9 protein-coding genes and 4 pseudogenes are annotated in these 16,290 nt (G+C 70.7%); 5 read left to right on the forward strand and 8 right to left on the reverse strand.

Annotated features, from left to right (window positions below; genetic code table 11):
• The first annotated feature begins 106 nt into the window (after positions 1-106).
• Positions 107-1,132, forward strand: coding sequence for a lytic polysaccharide monooxygenase (locus ACFYWY_RS31370; protein ID WP_389192551.1), 1,026 nt, complete (start codon positions 107-109; stop codon positions 1,130-1,132).
• A 66-nt stretch (positions 1,133-1,198) separates the two neighbouring features.
• On the opposite strand, the gene ACFYWY_RS31375 is transcribed toward ACFYWY_RS31370, so the two are convergent.
• From ACFYWY_RS31375 to ACFYWY_RS31385, 3 genes and pseudogenes are all read right to left on the reverse strand, one after another.
• Positions 1,199-2,056: a lipase family alpha/beta hydrolase gene (locus tag ACFYWY_RS31375; RefSeq protein WP_389192554.1), complete on the reverse strand. Its 858-nt coding sequence runs from the start codon at positions 2,054-2,056 to the stop codon at positions 1,199-1,201.
• A 215-nt stretch (positions 2,057-2,271) separates the two neighbouring features.
• Positions 2,272-2,714 (reverse strand): annotated as a pseudogene (locus tag ACFYWY_RS31380) (hypothetical protein); the annotation flags it as partial.
• Positions 2,715-2,739: 25 nt separating this feature from the next.
• Positions 2,740-3,126, reverse strand: a pseudogene (locus tag ACFYWY_RS31385) (2-phosphosulfolactate phosphatase); the annotation flags it as partial.
• 42 nt (positions 3,127-3,168) lie between these two features.
• Here ACFYWY_RS31385 and ACFYWY_RS31390 point away from each other — a divergent pair.
• The 3 genes and pseudogenes from ACFYWY_RS31390 to ACFYWY_RS31400 form a co-directional block, all read left to right on the forward strand.
• Positions 3,169-3,580 (forward strand): annotated as a pseudogene (locus tag ACFYWY_RS31390) (FAD-dependent monooxygenase); the annotation flags it as partial.
• A 603-nt stretch (positions 3,581-4,183) separates the two neighbouring features.
• Positions 4,184-7,636, forward strand: a complete 3,453-nt coding sequence (locus ACFYWY_RS31395) for a DNA polymerase III subunit alpha (protein WP_389192557.1) — start codon at positions 4,184-4,186, stop codon at positions 7,634-7,636.
• Positions 7,633-8,613: an ImpB/MucB/SamB family protein gene (locus ACFYWY_RS31400; RefSeq protein ID WP_389192561.1), complete on the forward strand. Its 981-nt coding sequence runs from the start codon at positions 7,633-7,635 to the stop codon at positions 8,611-8,613. Before ACFYWY_RS31395 ends, ACFYWY_RS31400 begins: the two co-directional genes overlap by 4 nt.
• Before the next feature lie 60 nt (positions 8,614-8,673).
• Here the strand turns inward: ACFYWY_RS31400 and ACFYWY_RS31405 are convergent, their stop codons facing one another.
• Complete coding sequence (locus ACFYWY_RS31405; RefSeq protein ID WP_389192589.1) at positions 8,674-9,864, reverse strand: PucR family transcriptional regulator; 1,191 nt, start codon at positions 9,862-9,864, stop codon at positions 8,674-8,676.
• A 164-nt stretch (positions 9,865-10,028) separates the two neighbouring features.
• Here ACFYWY_RS31405 and ACFYWY_RS31410 point away from each other — a divergent pair, with 164 nt between their 5' ends.
• A complete protein-coding gene (locus tag ACFYWY_RS31410) occupies positions 10,029-11,516 on the forward strand; it encodes a long-chain fatty acid--CoA ligase (protein ID WP_389192563.1) in 1,488 nt (495 codons plus the stop codon).
• 119 nt (positions 11,517-11,635) lie between these two features.
• On the opposite strand, the pseudogene galK reads toward ACFYWY_RS31410, so the two are convergent.
• The 4 genes and pseudogenes from galK to ACFYWY_RS31430 form a co-directional block, all read right to left on the reverse strand.
• Positions 11,636-12,857 (reverse strand): annotated as a pseudogene (gene galK, locus ACFYWY_RS31415) (galactokinase).
• Complete coding sequence (gene galE / locus ACFYWY_RS31420) at positions 12,854-13,825, reverse strand: UDP-glucose 4-epimerase GalE (protein ID WP_389192592.1); 972 nt, start codon at positions 13,823-13,825, stop codon at positions 12,854-12,856. The pseudogene galK and the gene galE overlap by 4 nt, the downstream one beginning before the upstream one ends.
• 5 nt (positions 13,826-13,830) lie before the next feature.
• Complete coding sequence (gene galT, locus ACFYWY_RS31425) at positions 13,831-14,898, reverse strand: galactose-1-phosphate uridylyltransferase (protein WP_389192566.1); 1,068 nt, start codon at positions 14,896-14,898, stop codon at positions 13,831-13,833.
• Between the two features lie 538 nt (positions 14,899-15,436).
• Positions 15,437-16,290 (reverse strand): beta galactosidase jelly roll domain-containing protein (locus tag ACFYWY_RS31430; protein WP_389192569.1); only part of this gene is annotated, 854 nt, incomplete at its 5' end.

Here is a 16,290-nt window from a genome sequence, read left to right on the forward strand (position 1 = left end):
GGGGCCCGTTCGAACGTTCGGCGCTGTGGTCCTACGGGGGGCCGCGCCGCCCGTTCGAGCCTGCCCCGGGACCCCCCATATGCCGCTCTTGAAGGAGTACGTCACCATGACCGCTCGCCGTAAGGTCACCTCGGTCGCCGCCCTCGGGTTCGCGCCGCTCGCGCTCGCCGGGCTGGCTGCCGCGCCGGCCGTCGCGCACGGGTCGATGACGGATCCGGTCAGCCGGGTGTCCGCCTGCTTCGCCGAGGGGCCGGAGAGTCCGGATTCGGCGGCGTGCAAGGCGGCGGTCGCGGCCAGCGGGACGCAGGCCTTCTACGACTGGAACGAAGTCAACATCGCCAACGCCGCCGGAAACCACCAGCAGTTGATCCCGGACGGGAAGCTGTGCAGCGCGGGCCGCGACAAATACAAGGGTCTCGACCTGCCCCGCGCCGACTGGCCGTCCTCCAAGCTCGCGTCCGGCAACCGCACCTTCCACTACAAGGCGACCGCCCCGCACAAGGGTTCCTTCGAGCTGTACCTCACCAAGGACGGCTACGACCCGACCAAGCCGCTCAAGTGGTCGGACCTGGAGGAGAAGCCGTTCGCGAAGGTCACCAACCCCACGCTGCAGAACGGTGAGTACGTCTTCGACGGCGTCGTCCCGAACAAGTCCGGCCGCCACCTCATCTACTCGATCTGGCAGCGCTCGGACTCCCCCGAGGCCTTCTACACCTGCTCCGACGTGGTGTTCGGGCAGGACAACGGCAACGTCGGCGGCGCGCCCGCCCCGACCGCCTCCGCGCCCTCCGAGGAGGACATCACGGACGGCGCGGACAAGTCCACCGTCGATCACGGTGGTCACGGTGGCGATCACGCGGAGGCGACCGGCGCGGCCGGGGCCGAGAAGCCCGCCGGGGAGAGCGCCGAGCAGCCCGCCGCGGAGTCCGCCGGCAACGCTCCCGAAGCGAACGGCGTCGCCAAGCCCGCCGCCGCCCCGAACCCCGCCGGCGACAACCTCGCCGAGACCGGCGGCGACAGCAACACCCCGTACATGGCCATCGGCGGCGCCGCCGCCCTCGCCGTCGGCGCCGCGGCGATGTTCGGCACCGCCCGCCGCAAGGCGACCGCCGGCGGCCGTCACAGCCGCTGACGTATACGAAGAGGCAGCGCTGCGACCCGTTCCCCCGACAGGGAACGGGCCGCAGTCGCGCGTTTCTCAGTCGAATACCGACGCGCACGTCGTCGGCGTCGCATCCGCCGGATCCAGTGCGTTCGCCACCTCGTGGTATGCGATCCGGTCGAACAGCCCTATCGCCACATGCTCCGACAGGTCGACCGCGCACAGGTCCTGGAGCAGCACATTGCGTACGTCCGGCCCTGTCAGGTACTGCGAGCGGTACGGCGTGACCACCTGGTCGTAGCGGGTGGCGATGACCGTGTAGCGCACGCCGGGCACGGTGTCGCCGCCCGCGTTGAGCTTCGTGAGGAAGGCGGAGCCGGCCATCTGGTCGGCCAGCCCCGGGGTGTGGGCGCTGATCAGATCCTCGGCGCCCGGGAAGTACGGCAGCAGCTTGGTAAGGCCGTTCAGCGTGGTGCCGTGGTTGTCGGGGGCGAGGCCGACCAGCGCGTTCACTTTCTCGGCGCCGCCCAGGAACTTGAGGTAGTGGCGCGGCATCATGCCGCCCTGGGAGTGGCCGACGAGGTCCGCTTTGGAAGCGCCGGTCGCGGCGAGCACCTTGTCGACGTATGTGTCGAGCTGCTCGGCCGACTTGTCGATCGGACCGAGGCCGTGGAAGAAGGGCACGCCGGGGAGCTGCCCGTAGTCCAGGGAGAAGACGCAGTAGCCGCGTCTGACCAGGTACGGGGCGAGAGCGAGCCAGTTGTCGATGGAGTTCCCGAGCGTTCCGTGGACGAGGACGACGGGGCGGGGGTGAGTGCTGGACGGCTTGCAGGAGTAGTTGTTCCAGCCGCTGCTGGGCGCTGGGTTGGCGCTCGCGACGGCAGGTGTGAGGGCGACAGACACGGCCAGAAGCAGGGCGGCGACCGGTCTGAGGGCACGTTTCCAGGGCAGCATCGGGCAATCTCCTTGCGGCTCAAGGGAGTAGCGATGGCTGGATTAGTGGTGCTCACGCCAACTTACGCACGAGTAACGAAAGATTGGAAGTTACGTGCCGGTAAAAAGTCGGCCACTCGTCGCCCAGCGGCAGCGGCTTGCGATATAGGCCTCATCGGCGGCGGGGCAGAACCTGTCGTTCGTCAGGTCCGAGTGCGACTGGGCGGCGTCCGGATCTACGCGGCGAGTGAGCCCGGAACCACCGCCCGCGGCCCGAACTTCGCCCGCGCCCGGTCCACCACCGCCTCGATCCTGCGCGCCCGCTCGTCCGCTCGTCCGCCCGGGTCGAACATCAGCTGCCGGGCGGCCCGTTCGACCGGCGTAAGGCCCTCCGCGCGCAGCGACAGGCTCCGCACCCGGGCCCGCTGCAGGCCGCGCGACTCATGGATCCGGACGCGACGCCGGTGAGCGCCGCGGAGTGGGCGGTCGGCTCGCGCAGGGTGCGCGCCCGCGTGGTCGTGGACCGGTCGACGTACCGCACGGTGAGGGTCAGGGAGCGGCACACCTGGCCCTCGGCGCGCATCCTCAGCCCCAGTTCCTCGGCGATCGAGAGCAGTGTCCTGCGATGCCGTACGGGGTCCAACTCGTCCCGGTTGAAAGCCCGTTCTGCGGCGATCGAGCACGCGGCGGGTTCGGGACCTCTTGCGCGTCCGCAAGAGCTGAGCCGTTGCCTCCGCCACCACGAAGCTGGCGCACAGCACCAGCGGCGCCTCCTTGACCGCAAGGGCGCCGACCGTCCCTGCCGTGGTTTTCTGCACAACGGTCCGTCCGCCGACGTCAATAGACCGCAGCAGGCCCGGGGAGTTGACGGTGTCGAACCCGGGCGCGGGGGGACCGTCCTTGAGCGCCATCCAATCCGGGTGGCGAGCCTTGAGCGCCAGGGCTTCGTCCAGCGACCCAGCAAGAACGATCTTTTCCGCCCCCTGGGCAAAGGCCCAGGCAGCCACGGTGAAAGCACGCATGACGTCGACCACGACCGCCACGGACGGGGCTTCGACCAGATCAGCGATGCTAAGGAAACGAGCGTCCACGTGCTGCGGCTCCCTGCGCTTGTTCGGTGGCCAACGTGCTGCGAGGGCGGCGGAACCCTGCACACCTACGCGCAGCTGAGGAAGCCCCAGGACTGGCTCGCCGACCTCGACACCACCGATGCCGCAACCCTGACCGACGTCTCGAAGGAGTTCGACGGCTGGGCCCCCGAACTCACCGCCCTGATCACCGACAGCGACACCCCGCCGGTCCTGCGCCGCATCTTCACGCTGCCGGCCGGACACCGCTGGGATCGCGTGCCGGGCCGAGCTCGGCCAGGCCCTCGCCGCACACCCTGACGATGTGGAGGCCGCGCTCACCGAGCACGAACGGAGCATGTTCACCCGCGCCGCTGCCGTAGAAGCAGACGACGACGACTTCTACACGATCATGATCGATGACGACGCACCCCACAGCCTGCTCGCCCTGATGACCGGAGCCGAGCAGGATTCGTGACTCGCGGTACTGCGCGGAGCAGCTACAGGCCGCCCCTCGCAGTTCCCCACTCGGCGACCACCAGCCGGAACGCCATCCGCCCTCCCCGGCCGGTGATCGCCTCAGAGTGTCGCGACGGCCTGTCAGAACTGTCTCGCACAACACGTCGGTGGACGAGGATGAAGCGGGCGCCCCGGCGGCGCACCCACGGCTCTGTTCCCTGTGCTCGACAACCAGCTGGCGGCGGTTCGGCCCCCTCGCCTCATGGAACAAGTCGGCCGATCTGACCGCGACGTGAATCCCGAGGGCTGACGCGACCGACCTGAGACTCGACCCGTTACGGAAAGTGTCGTTCGGGCTGCAAACCGTCGCTCGTCCGTCCCCTTGGGTCGCTGAATGGCGGCTGCGTGGTGCGCCCCGTGGGGCGATTTCCCCCAACTGTGCTGCCCGGTTGGGGAGGTGACGGCGGCGCCTGTTTCGGCCGCTGCTTCTCTCGCCAAGGAATCGCCGATGCGTTCGAACCTGGTCGCTGACCGGGGCCGATAGGGCTAGAGTAATCGAACGAGCGTACGATGAACATATCGGATGTATGGCCGAAAAGGGGTGTAGTGATGGAGGTGCGGCATGGCGGGCTTCGCCCATCTGCACGTCGCGTCCGGTTACTCCGCCCGCTACGGTGCCGCCCACCCCGAGCATCTCGTCCGGCGGGCGGCCGAGCGGGGCATGACGGCGCTCGCGCTCACCGACCGGGACACGGTCACCGGGGTCGTCCGGTTCGCACAGGCGTGCGCTGGAACCGGAATTCGGCCGATCTTCGGCATCGACCTGGCGATGGAGGCTCTTGCGCCCGCGCCGCCTGCCCAGCGGCACCGCACTCCGGCGCGCGGTGGTGCACATGTCGTCGAGCCGCCGCTGCGGTTCGTACTGCTCGCGCAGAACCGGGCGGGATGGGCGCGGCTGTGCCGCATTACGTCAGCCGCCCATGCCCGTGCCGGGGCCGGTGCGGCACCAGTGGTGCCGTGGGAAGCGCTGCGCAAGTACGGCGGCCCTGACCTGACTGTGCTGCTCGGACCGCTCTCGGAACCGGTACGGGCCTTGACGGCTGGACGAGAAGACGTCGCGGTGAAGCTGCTGGCGCCGTGGCGGGAGATCTTCGGGAGGGGAGTCCGGCTGGAGATCGTTGCGCAGAAACGTTTTGGCACGGAGTCGGGATCGCTTCGGCTGGCTGCCCGCACCCTGGCGCTGGCCGATCGCACCCGCACCACCGCGGTGCTCTCCAACGCCGTCCGCTACGCCGACCCGAACCAGCACCGCCTCGCCGACGTCCTGGACGCCGCACGGCTGCTGCGCCCCATCGACCGGCGCCACCTGGACAGCGGACAGCGCTGGCTCAAGGGCGAGCGAGAGATGGCGGTCGTCGCGCGGATGGTCGCCGAGTGCGCCGGAGGAGACGTCCGGCGGGCGCGGCGCCTGATGGCGGACACCGCTGCCACGGCGGTCGGGTGCACCGTCGATCCCATCGCGGACCTCGGGCTCGGCGCCCGGCACTTCCCGGAACCGTCCCTCTTCGGCGCCGAACCCGGAGCGGGCGGAGCCGCACAGCTGCTGCGCCGGCAGTGCGAGGAAGGGCTGGTCCGGCGCGGCCTGGACCGTGACCGGACGGCGCTCGACCGGCTGGACCAGGAGCTCGCCGTGATCTCCGAGCTGAACTACGACTCGTACTTCCTCGCCGTCGGCCAGGTCGTCGCCGACATCCGGGCCAAGGGCATCCGGGTCGCGGCCCGCGGCTCGGGCGCCGGATCGATGGCCTGCCACGCGCTGGGCATCGCCACGGCCAACCCGCTCGACCACCGCCTGCTGTTCGAACGCTTCCTCAGCGTGCGCCGGGCCTCGCTGCCCGACATCGACATCGACGTGGAGTCCGCCCGGCGGCTGGAGTGCTACGACACGATCTTCGAACGGTTCGGCAAGGAGCGGGTCGCGGTCACCGCCATGCCAGAGACCTACCGGGCCCGCCGCGCCCTGCGCGACACCGGTCTTGCGCTGGGGATCGCGCCGGCGGAGGTCGACCGGATCGCCAAGAGCTTCCCGCACCTGAGGGCCGCCGACATCACCGGCGCGCTCGCCGAACTGCCCGAACTGCGGCAGCTCGCGGGCGAGGCGGACCGGTACGGGCCCCTGTGGGAGCTCGCCGAAGGTCTCGACTCCCTGGTCCACGGCATGGCCATGCACCCCTGCGGCGTGGTCATCAGCGACGCCACCCTCCTGGACCGGCTGCCGGTGCAGCCCACCCCGCAGGGCGACTACCCCATGGCCATGGCGGCGAAGGAGGAGATCGAGGCGCTGGGCAACATCAAACTCGACGTCCTGGGCGTGCGGATGCAGTCCGCGATGGCCCATGCGATCACCGAGATCGAACGCACCACCGGCAACCGCATCGACCTCGACGACCCCAAGCAGGTGCCGCTCGACGACGTCTTCGCGTTCAAGCTCATCCAGGAGAGCCAGACCCTGGGCCTATTTCAATTGGAGTCACCTGGTCAGCAAGATCTTTTGTCCAGACTGCAGCCACGCGATCCTCAGGACGTCATTGCCGACATCAGTCTCTTCCGTCCCGGTCCGGTCGCCGGGGGCATGCCCGAGCGGTACATCGCCGCTCGCCACGGCGGCACACCCGCGTACGCCCACCCGGACCTGGAGCCGGTGCTCGCCGACACCTACGGCGTGACCATCTGGCACGAGCAGATCATCGAGACCTTCTCGGTGATGACCGGCTGCGACCGCGCACTGGCGGAGATCGCCCGGCGCGCGCTCGGCGACAAGAACCGGCTCCCCAGGATCAAGGACTGGTTCCACGAGCTGGCACGCGCGCGTGGCTACAGCGCGGCCGTCCGGGACGAGGTCTGGAAGACCGTCGAGGCCTTCGGCGCGTACGGCTTCTGCCGGGCGCACGCGGTCGCCTTCGCCGTACCGGCCCTGCAGAGTGCCTGGCTCAAGGCGCACTATCCGGCTTTTCTGCTGGCCGGCCTGCTCGAACACGATCCCGGTATGTGGCCCAAGCGCGTCCTGGTCTCCGACGCCCGTCGGCGTGGCGTGCCGGTTCTGCCCGTCGACATCAACCACTCGAAGGTGAAGCACACCGTGGAGCAGTCCAGCGGAGAGCAGTGGGGCGTGCGGCTGGCACTGTCCGCCGTACACGGCATCAGCGAGGAGGAGTGTGCACGCATCGAGGAGGGGCAGCCGTACGGATCGCTGTCCGACTTCTGGCAGCGGGCCCATCCCAGCAGACCGGTCGCCGAACGACTCGCGGAGATCGGCGCCCTGAACTGTCTCCACGACGGCCGCCTCACCCGACGCGACCTGCTGCTGCAGATCGCCGAACTCCACCGAGCCTCCCGCACCCGGTCGGCCGGCAACGGGCAACTGCCCATCGACGCGGGCGCTGTCGGTGGGGCGGAGCCGAGCGGGCTGCCGGAGATGACCGGACGCGAGGCACTGAGCGCCGAGCTGAGCACCCTCGGCATCGATGTCTCCAAGCACCTGATGGAGCACCACCACCGGCTGCTGCGCGAGATCGGCGCGACCGACACGGCGCATCTGGCCGGGATGCGCGCCGGTCAGCAGGTGCTCGTCGCGGGTGTACGGGCCTCCACCCAGACCCCGCCGATCGCCAGCGGCAAGCGGATCATCTTCGTCACCCTGGAGGACGGTTCCGGCCTGGTCGACCTGGCCTTCTTCGAGGACTCCCACCAGGCCTGCGCGCACACCGTCTTCCACAGCGGGCTGCTGCTGGTGCGCGGCACGGTCCAGGTGCGCGGCACCCGCCGTACCGTCGTCGGCTCCATGGCCTGGGACCTGGACGAGATCGCCGCCGCCCGCCGGGACAACGGCCCCGAGGCCGCGCTCGCCCTCCTCGGCGAGAGCCGTCCGCACCCGACCCCCGCCCAGCCGCAACGCACCCTGGCCGACGGCACCGCGGGCGCCCGGCTGCACCCGTACGCCGACCTCCAGCCCGCCGGCACCCGCTCGGCTGATCTGAAGAAGTTCGGCCACCGAAGCCCAGGGAGTGCGGGATGAGCACACGTCAGCGGCACATCGCCCACCTCCATCTGCTCGCTGGGCTGACCGAGGCCCAGTACGGGGACATAATCGAACTGATGTCCGGTGTCACGCCTCATGTGCAGGCCATCCCGCCCAACGCCGTCCAGCTCGACCTGACGTCGGCGCTCCGATACTTCGACCTCTCTCCCTACGACATGGTCCAGATGACGATGATGAGGCTGAAGCTCTTCTACGACATCGACAGCAGCGCCGGGCTCGCGGGCAACCGGATGCTGGCAGCGATGGCGGCCGACGCGTCCGCGCCGGGCGACACCACCTGGATCCGCGACGGGCAGGCCGCCGACTGGCTCCACCCCCGCCCGGTCACCGCGCTGCCCGGGATCGGCCGCGCCACGGCGGACACTCTCGCCAAACACGGACTGCACACCATCGGCCAGGTCGCCGACATACCCGCGGCGACCCTGCAACGGCTCCTCGGAGCCGGCTCGGCCCGGCTACTGGCCGAACGCGCCCGCGGCCATGACCCCCGCCCGGTCGCCCCTTCGGAACCGGCAGCGCACCTGGTCGCCGACCTGGTGCTGGAGCGGGACTGCCTCGACCCGGCATGGCATCACCGATCGGTCCTGGGACTTGCCGACCAGATCGGCCAACGCCTGCGCGGTGCAAGCCAGATCGCCAGACGGCTCACCCTCACAGTGCGGTACGCCGACCACAGCTCCACGACACGCACGCGCACGCTGCCGGAACCGACCAACCACTCACCGGCCCTTGCCGCAGCTGCCCTGGGGCTACTGACCGACCTCGGCCTGCAGCGAGCGAGAGTCCGCGCCTTCGCGATCCGTGTCGACAGTCTGCTGCCGGCCGGCAGCGCCTACTGGCAGCTTTCTCTGGATCCTGGCGATGCCCGTGCTCGCGCGGCCGAAGCAGCCACAGACCGTGCTCGCCGACGCTTCGGGCCAAAGGCCGTACGTCCAGCCGCTCTGGCGGACTGACCGCTTGTGCGAAAAACCACGACTACAGGCTTTGATCAGGCCGATCTCATGTTGCGCTGGTCAGACGGCACCTTTCCGTCCTGCGCCGTTCAACGGTTCCAATGACACGCCCGCCCGACGCACCGCAAGGAGCGCCGCGCCGATGTCCGCCGCCGCTCGCGGATCGGACAGGGAGCGGTCCGCCAGCTCCTCGACGCGGCGCAGCCGGTAGCGGACGGTGTTGGGGTGGACGAAGAGACTCCGCGCCGCGTCCGTGGCGGAGCCGGCGGCGGCGTACCAGTGCTCCAGGGTCTCCAGGAGACGGGAACGCTCCGCGGCCGGGAGATCGAGCAGCGGCTGGAGGACCACCTCCATGAGGTGCGCCGCCTCGGCCGGGGCGGCTGCGACGACCATGGCCAGCGGGTTGTCGTCGAACCGCGCGACGCCGGGGCCGGTGCCCTGGAGGCCGGCCAGAGCCAGACGGGCGAAGCGCAGAGCCTGGGGGGTGTCCCGCAGCGAGTGAAAGCACGGGCTGACACCTACGCGGGCGCCCGCGCGGCGCAGGATGCGCAGGCAGGTGCTCTCCGCCGTCGCCGTGGGTACGGCGGCCAGACCGATCTGCTGGTCGGGCAGCAGCCGCCAGGCGAAGTGGACCCGGGCCTGACGCAGCGCCGTTTCCGTCCCCGCCAGCGGCTCCTCGCCGGGAGCGTCGGCCGCCGCCGCGGCGACCACGTAGGGCCCGCGGTCGGGCAGACCCAGCTCGCGAGCGGCCTCCCACAGCGTGTGGTCGGCGATGACGCCGGTGAACAGCGCCTCCACCAGTGCCGAGCGGCGCGCCTGACGCCGCGAGGTCAGCTCGGCGGTCGTCTCCCGGTAGGCCGCCGCCACCGCCTCCGCGTAACGGCCGAACAGGGCCCAGATCTCCGCGGAATGGGACACCAGTTGGGCGTCGGTGACCTCGGGATGGGTGCGTGCCTCGGCGAGGACCTCCGTCCACAGGAGCTCGAAGCCGATCCGGTACGCGTGCAGGGTGTCCGCCAGCGGCACGCCCTGCTCGGCGCGGAGGCGGCCGGTCTCCCGGGCCGGGCTCGGGTCCTGCGCGCCCGCGCGGCCGAGCTGGTTCAGGAGCAGGTCCGCGTTGGCGGTGCACGAGCGGCGCAGCGAGTCGAAGGGGATCAGCGACTCGTCCTTGTAGGCATCGACGTCCGAGCGGATGCGCTGCGCCATCCGTTCGCCCAGTTCCGGCAGACTCGCATGAAGCGCGGAGACCACCCCTGAGAGGTTCATTCCCGCAGCGTAACGCCCCTGTTTTGTACTCGGGAACAATCCGGGAGGGCAGACGCTGTCGTACCGCACATAGGCCGTCGCCACGGACATCTGCACGATGTCGTCAATGTGAACAACGGATTTCGACGGCGACGTTCGTGGAGGCGGTCATGGCCAATCTGGCGGAGTTCCTGGTGGAGACGGCACGGCGACAGCCGGAACGCCCCGCGCTGCGACTGGGGGGCCAGGTCACCAGCTACGCGGAGCTCGACGAGCGCAGCGCCCGCGCCGCCGCGCTGCTGCGGGCCGAGGGCGTACGGCCAGGAGACCGGGTCGCTCTGATGCTGCCCAACGTTCCCGAGTTCGTCGTCCTGTACTACGGCGTGCTGCGCGCCGGAGCGGTCGTCGTGCCGATGAACCCTCTGCTGAAGACCCGGGAGACCGAGTACCACCTGCGCGACTCGGGCGCGGAGATGCTCTTCGAGTGGCACCAGGCGCCGGGCGAGGGCGCGCAGGGCGCGGCCGCCGCCGGAGTGCGGCACATGGCCGTCGAGCCCGCCGCCTTCGCGGGCCTGCTGGCCGGTCACGAGCCGCTGCCGGAGGTGAGCGACCCGGACGCCGACGACGTGGCCGTGCTGCTGTACACCTCCGGCACCACCGGCCGCCCCAAGGGCGCCACGCTCACCCACGCCGGGCTGCGGCACAACACCGAGATCAACGCGGTCCATGTGCAGCGGATGACGGCGGAGGACGTGGTCGTGGGCTGTCTGCCGCTGTTCCACATCTTCGGCCAGATCTGCACGATGAGCGTGACCGTCCGCGCCGGCGCCTCGCTCACCCTGATCCCCCGCTTCGACCCGCAGGCCGTGCTGGACGCCATCGCCCGCGACCGGGCGACGATCTTCGAGGGCGTACCGACCATGTACGCGGCGCTGCTCCAGCACCCGTCGGAGGCCGACGTGTCTACGCTGCGGATGTGCGTCTCCGGCGGAGCCTCGCTGCCGGTGGAGATCCTGCACGGCTTCGAGCGTCGCTTCGGCTGCGTGGTGCTGGAGGGCTTCGGCATGTCCGAGACGAGTCCGGTGGTCACCTTCAACCACCCCGACCGGCCGCGCAAGGCCGGGTCCATCGGCACCCCGATCAAGGACGTGGAGGTGCGGCTCCTCGACGACAAGGGCCAGGACGTGGCTCCCGGCGAGATCGGCGAACTGGCCGTCCGCGGGCCGAACGTGATGAAGGGGTACTGGAACCGCCCGGAGGAGACGGCGACCGCCATCCCGGATGGCTGGCTGCGCAGCGGCGACCTCGCGCGCCAGGACGAGGACGGCTACCTGTACATCGTCGACCGCAAGAAAGACATGATCATCCGTGGCGGCTACAACGTCTACCCGCGCGAGATCGAGGAGGTGCTCCACGAGCACCCGGCCGTTGCGCTGGCCGCGGTGGTGGGCGTAGCAAACGCGCTTCTGGGCGAGGAGATCGCGGCCGCGGTGGTGCTGCGCCCGAAGGCGCAGGTCACGCCCGACGAGCTCCGGCAGTTCGTCAAGGAGCGGGTGGCGGCGTACAAGTACCCGCGCGAAGTGTGGCTGGTGGACACGCTGCCGACCGGCCCCAGCGGCAAGATTCTCAAAAGGGAGATCAGCGCGCCGACGGGGTGAGGTCGGCTCCCCGGCCGACGGCGGCACCGGGCAACTGGGCAGAGCGTGCTGTCACCTGGATTGCTGAATGTTCCTGGGCGGTGCGCCGCTCGCTCTCGGGAAGCCCGGATGCCGCCGTCTCACCAGAGTCGGCGCGCCCCTGGGCTCGGCGTGGTGGTGAACTGGCGGGCCTGCGGGAGGGCCGCGGCGATCGCCGTGCTGGCCGCCTCCGCCACGGCTTCGGGCACAAGGACGATGGCCGAGCCGCCGAAGCCGCCGCCGGTCATTCGGGCGCCGAGGGCGCCGGTGGCGAGGGCAATCTCCACGACGAGGTCGAGTTCGGGGCAGGAGACGCGGAAGTCGTCGCGCAGGGAGGCGTGGCCGGCGGTGAGAAGGGAGCCGATCTCGGGGGTGCGGTCGGGGGGGGGGGGGGGGGGGTGGTGGGGGGGGGCGGGGGGGGGGGGGGGGGGGGGGGGGGGGGGGGGGGGGCGGGGGGGGGGGGGGGGGGGGGGGGCGGGCGGCCCCCCCCCCCCCGCGGCGGTTCTCGGTGACTACGTGGCGGGTGAGGCGGCGCAGGCGGTCGTCGGGGAGAGCGGCCAGGGCAGCGTCGAGGCCGTCGTGGGGCAGGTCGCGCAGGGCGGGCAGGCCCAGGAAGGCGGCGGCTTCCTCGCAGCCGACCCGGAGTTGTCCATAGGCACCGTCCGCGTGGGCGTGTTTGACGCCGGTGTCCACGACCAGGAGCCGCAGTCCCTCGGCGGCGAGGTCGAAGGGGACCTGGCGCTGGGTGCGGGCGCGGACGTCGATGTGCAGTGCGTGGCCCTCGGTGCAGCAGGCGGATGCGGTCTGGTCCATGACGCCGACTGGCGCGCCCACGTAGGAGTTCTCGGCGCGCTGGCAGAGCAGGGCGAGGTCCTGGCGGGGCAGGTCCACGCCGTGCAGTTCGGTGAGGGCGAGGGCAGTGGCGACCTGGAGGGCGGCCGAGGAGGAGAGGCCGCCGCCGACCGGGACCGTGCTGTCGTAGTGGATGTCGGCGCCGCCGACCGGGTGGCCGGCTTCGCGCAGCGTCCACAGGACGGCGGCGGGGTAGCGGGCCCAGCCGGGTGTGGCACCGGGGGCGAGGTCGTCCAGGCGGAGTTCGACCACGCCGCCGTCCATGACGTCGGAGTGCAGCCGCAGCAGGCCGTCGTCGCGGCGGGCGACCGCGGCCCTGGTGGTGTGCGGGAGGGCGAACGGCATGACGTAGCCGTCGTTGTAGTCGGTGTGCTCGCCGATCAGGTTGACCCGGCCGGGCGCGGCCCACGCGCCTTCCGGCTCCCGGCCGTAGACGTTCTTGAATGCGATCTCGAACGCGGCGTGCGTCATCGTGCGTCCTCCCCCAGGGATTGTGTGAACGTCCAGGCGTCGCGGATGATCTCCGCCAGGTCGGTGCGGGTGGGCTGCCAGCCGAGGAGGTCGCGGGCGCGGTCGGCGGAGGCGACCAGGACGGCGGGGTCGCCGGCCCGGCGCGGCTCGGTGGTGGCCGGGATGGGGTGGCCGGTGACCCAGCAGGCGGTCTCGATGACCTCGCGGACGGAGAAGCCGCTGCCGTTGCCGAGGTTGCAGATCAGGTGCTGTCCGCGTGGCGCCTTGTCGAGGGCGGGCAGGTGGGCCCCGGCGAGGTCGGCGACGTGGATGTAATTACGCACGCAGGTGCCGTCGGGCGTCGGGTAGTCGTCGCCGTAGACGGAGATCGCGGCGCGGCGGCCCTCGGCGACGTGGAGCACCAGTGGGATGAGGTGCGACTCGGGGTCGCGCCGTTCGCCATGTCTGCCGTACGCGCCGGCAACGTTGAAGTACCGCAGGGAGACCGCAGCCAGGCCGTGGGCGGCGCACTCGCCGCCGATCATGTGGTCGACCGCGAGTTTGCTCGCGCCGTAGGGGTGGGTGGGCGCAGTCGTCGCGGACTCGGTGATGGGGATGGCGGCCGGTTCGCCGTAGGTGGCTGCGGTGGAGGAGAAGACGAGGGTACGGACTCCTGACGCGCGCATGACGGCAAGGAGTTCGAGGGTGCCGGCCACGTTGTTGCGCCAGTACTTCTCCGGGTCGGCGACCCACTCGCCGACCTGAGAGGACGCGGCGAAGTGCAGCACCGCGTCGTAGGAGCGGTCGAGGATCGTGACGGCGTCCTGCACCCGACCCGCCACGAGGCGGGCACCCTCGGGCACGCCGTCCGCCGACCCGGTGGACAGGTCGTCCAGTACGGTCACCTGGTGGCCGGCCGCGACCAGGTGCGCGGCCATCACTGAGCCGACGTATCCGGCTCCGCCGGTGACCAGCAGCTTCTTGGGCAGGGTAGTCACCTACTCGCTACCTCTCGCAGTCGCAACGCGGCAGACTCCGGCGGCACGTCGTTGACGAAGGCGCTCATCCCGGATTCGGAGCCCGCCAGGAACTTGAGCTTGCCTGACGTACGTCTGATGGTGAAAAGCTCCAGGTGCAGCGCGAAATCGCGGCGGTCGGCCGCGTCGGCGCCGGTGAGTCCGCCCCCCGTGAAGGGAGCCTGGTGCCAGCCCGAGATGTACGGGGTCGGCGGCTGCCCTGGCCCGAAGATCCGGTCGAACCGGCGCAGCAATTCCAGGTACAGGTGCGGGAATTCGGCGCGCGCGTACTCGTCCAGGCCGAGCAGGTCGGGCACCCGGCGGTTGGGGTAGAGGTGCACCTCGTACGGCCAGTGCGCCGCGTACGGCACGAAGGCCGTCCAGTGTTCGCCGGTCAGCACGATCCGGCTGCCGTCGGCGAGCTCGTCGGCGAGGATGTCGTCGAAAAGGTTGCGCCCGGTGCGCTCGCGGTGGGCGGTGAGCGAGCGCAGCATCAGGGCGGTGCGCGGGGTGGTGAACGGGTACGCGTAGATCTGGCCGTGCGGGTGGCCGAGGGTGACGCCGATCTCCTCACCGCGGTTCTCGAACGGGTAGACCTGGACCACGCCGGGCAGCTGGGAGAGCTCGCGGGTGCGGTCGGTCCAGGCGTCGAGCACCAGGCGAGCGCGGGCCGGGATGAGGTCGGCGAAGGACGCGTCGTGGTCGGAGGTGAAGCAGACCACCTCACAGCGTCCCTGGGCGCCGGCCAGGGAGGGAAAGCGGTTCTCGAAGACCACCACGTTGTAGTCGGCGGCCGGGATCTCGGTGAGACGCCCGGGTTTCGACGGGCAGAGCGGGCACTGGTCGGCGGGCGGGTGGTAGGTGCGGCCCTGCCGGTGCGAGGCGACGGTGACGGTGTCGCCGAGCAGCCGGTCGTGGCGGATCTCGGAGGTGGTGGCAACAGGCTCCAGTGGCCGCTGATCGACCGCGTCACGCACGACGGCTTCCGCGGAGTCGTAATGGATCAGCTCGCGGCCGTCAGCGAGCAGCGTCGACGTCTTCTTCACCCTGAGCACCTCACCCGCAGAAACGCACTCAACAGAACTTTATTCAACAGAATCTCACATAATGAACCACGACAGAACGGGTGCAGTCAATGGGCGACGCAGACGAGTGCGACGGCGAGGAGGGCACAACGAGGGGTTCGGCCGTCGCTTCACTGGGCCACTGCCTGAGCTGGAGCGTCTGCTCGAGGGAGTCGACGGTGGAGTTCACGACATGGTGCTCGTACCCGGGCTGTTCGTGTGCTCTCCCGACGACAGCGAAGCCCGCGCGGTGTCCCTGCAGATCCAAGACGCCGGTCGCCAGGTTATGGAAATGCCGTCCCCGCGCACCGCAGACTGCCAGCTGACGGTTGAGCTCGGGGCACTTCTTAACGCGGGATCTGGGCGCTGAGCACCGGCGCGTTCGTCCACCCCCGGCTCCCCCTCCCCGTCCTCGCCGGCAAACCGCCCACGCAACCCTCCGGTTCGCGCTGTCGAGATACCAGCGGTACCGGGACACGTCCGGCGCCCGGCCGATGACGTACGTCAGTTCCCCGCCCCTCTACTCCTCGGTGGGGCCGAGGTCGGGCGTCTCCCGCAGGGCCACGGTGCGGGCCCGGTGTGCCGCGTGCAGTTCGAGCACGATGATCTCGTTGGTTCCGCTGCGCAGCACCGGCGCGGGGACATACAGCGACCGCTGCGGACCGCGGGACCAATAGCGGCCGAGGGCAAAGCCGTTGATCCAGGCGTTGCCCTTCGTCCAGCCGTCCAGGTGGAGGAAGGTGTCGGCCGTCTCTGCCAGCTCGAAGGTGCCGCGGTAGAGCGCGGGCCCGGTCGGGGTGGCCGTCGTTGGAGCGAACGGGAGCCCGTCCAGGGAGGTCAACGGCAGCGGGCGGCTGGTCCACCCCGTGAGCTCCGCGCCGTCGAGGAGGACCTTGCCGATCAGGCCCTTGCGGTCATGGATGCCGGGTCCGTAGTTGACGCGTCCCTGGTTCTCCACGAGCACGGAGAGGACGGTGTCCGCGTGGGGCACGGTGAAGGCGAGGGCCCGCTCGTGGTTCTCCCGCTCCAGTACGCCCACGGGCTGGCCGTCGAGGAAGATTTGGGCGCGGTCGCATACCTGCTCGAACTCGAGCAGGGCGGGCCCGGGGGCGGACAGCACGGTCTCGTACAGGACGAAGCCGAAGTCCTGCTCAAGCTGCTCCATCGACATCGGGCGCAGGGAGGCGCGCGCGCCGCCGAATGCGGACGCGCACGCGACCAGCGAAGTGCTCTCGTTCAACGCGACGGCAGGCAAGGCGAGTTTGGGCGCACGGTCCGGAACGGGCTCGCTCGGCACCGCCGCGTACTTGGCTATGACCTCGCGGAAGGCCGCGAACTTCTCGGTGGGGTCGCCAGCCTCGTCGAGGGGCGCGT

It is taken from the genome of Streptomyces sp. NPDC002870, from assembly GCF_042888505.1.
GTDB lineage: Bacteria > Actinomycetota > Actinomycetes > Streptomycetales > Streptomycetaceae > Streptomyces.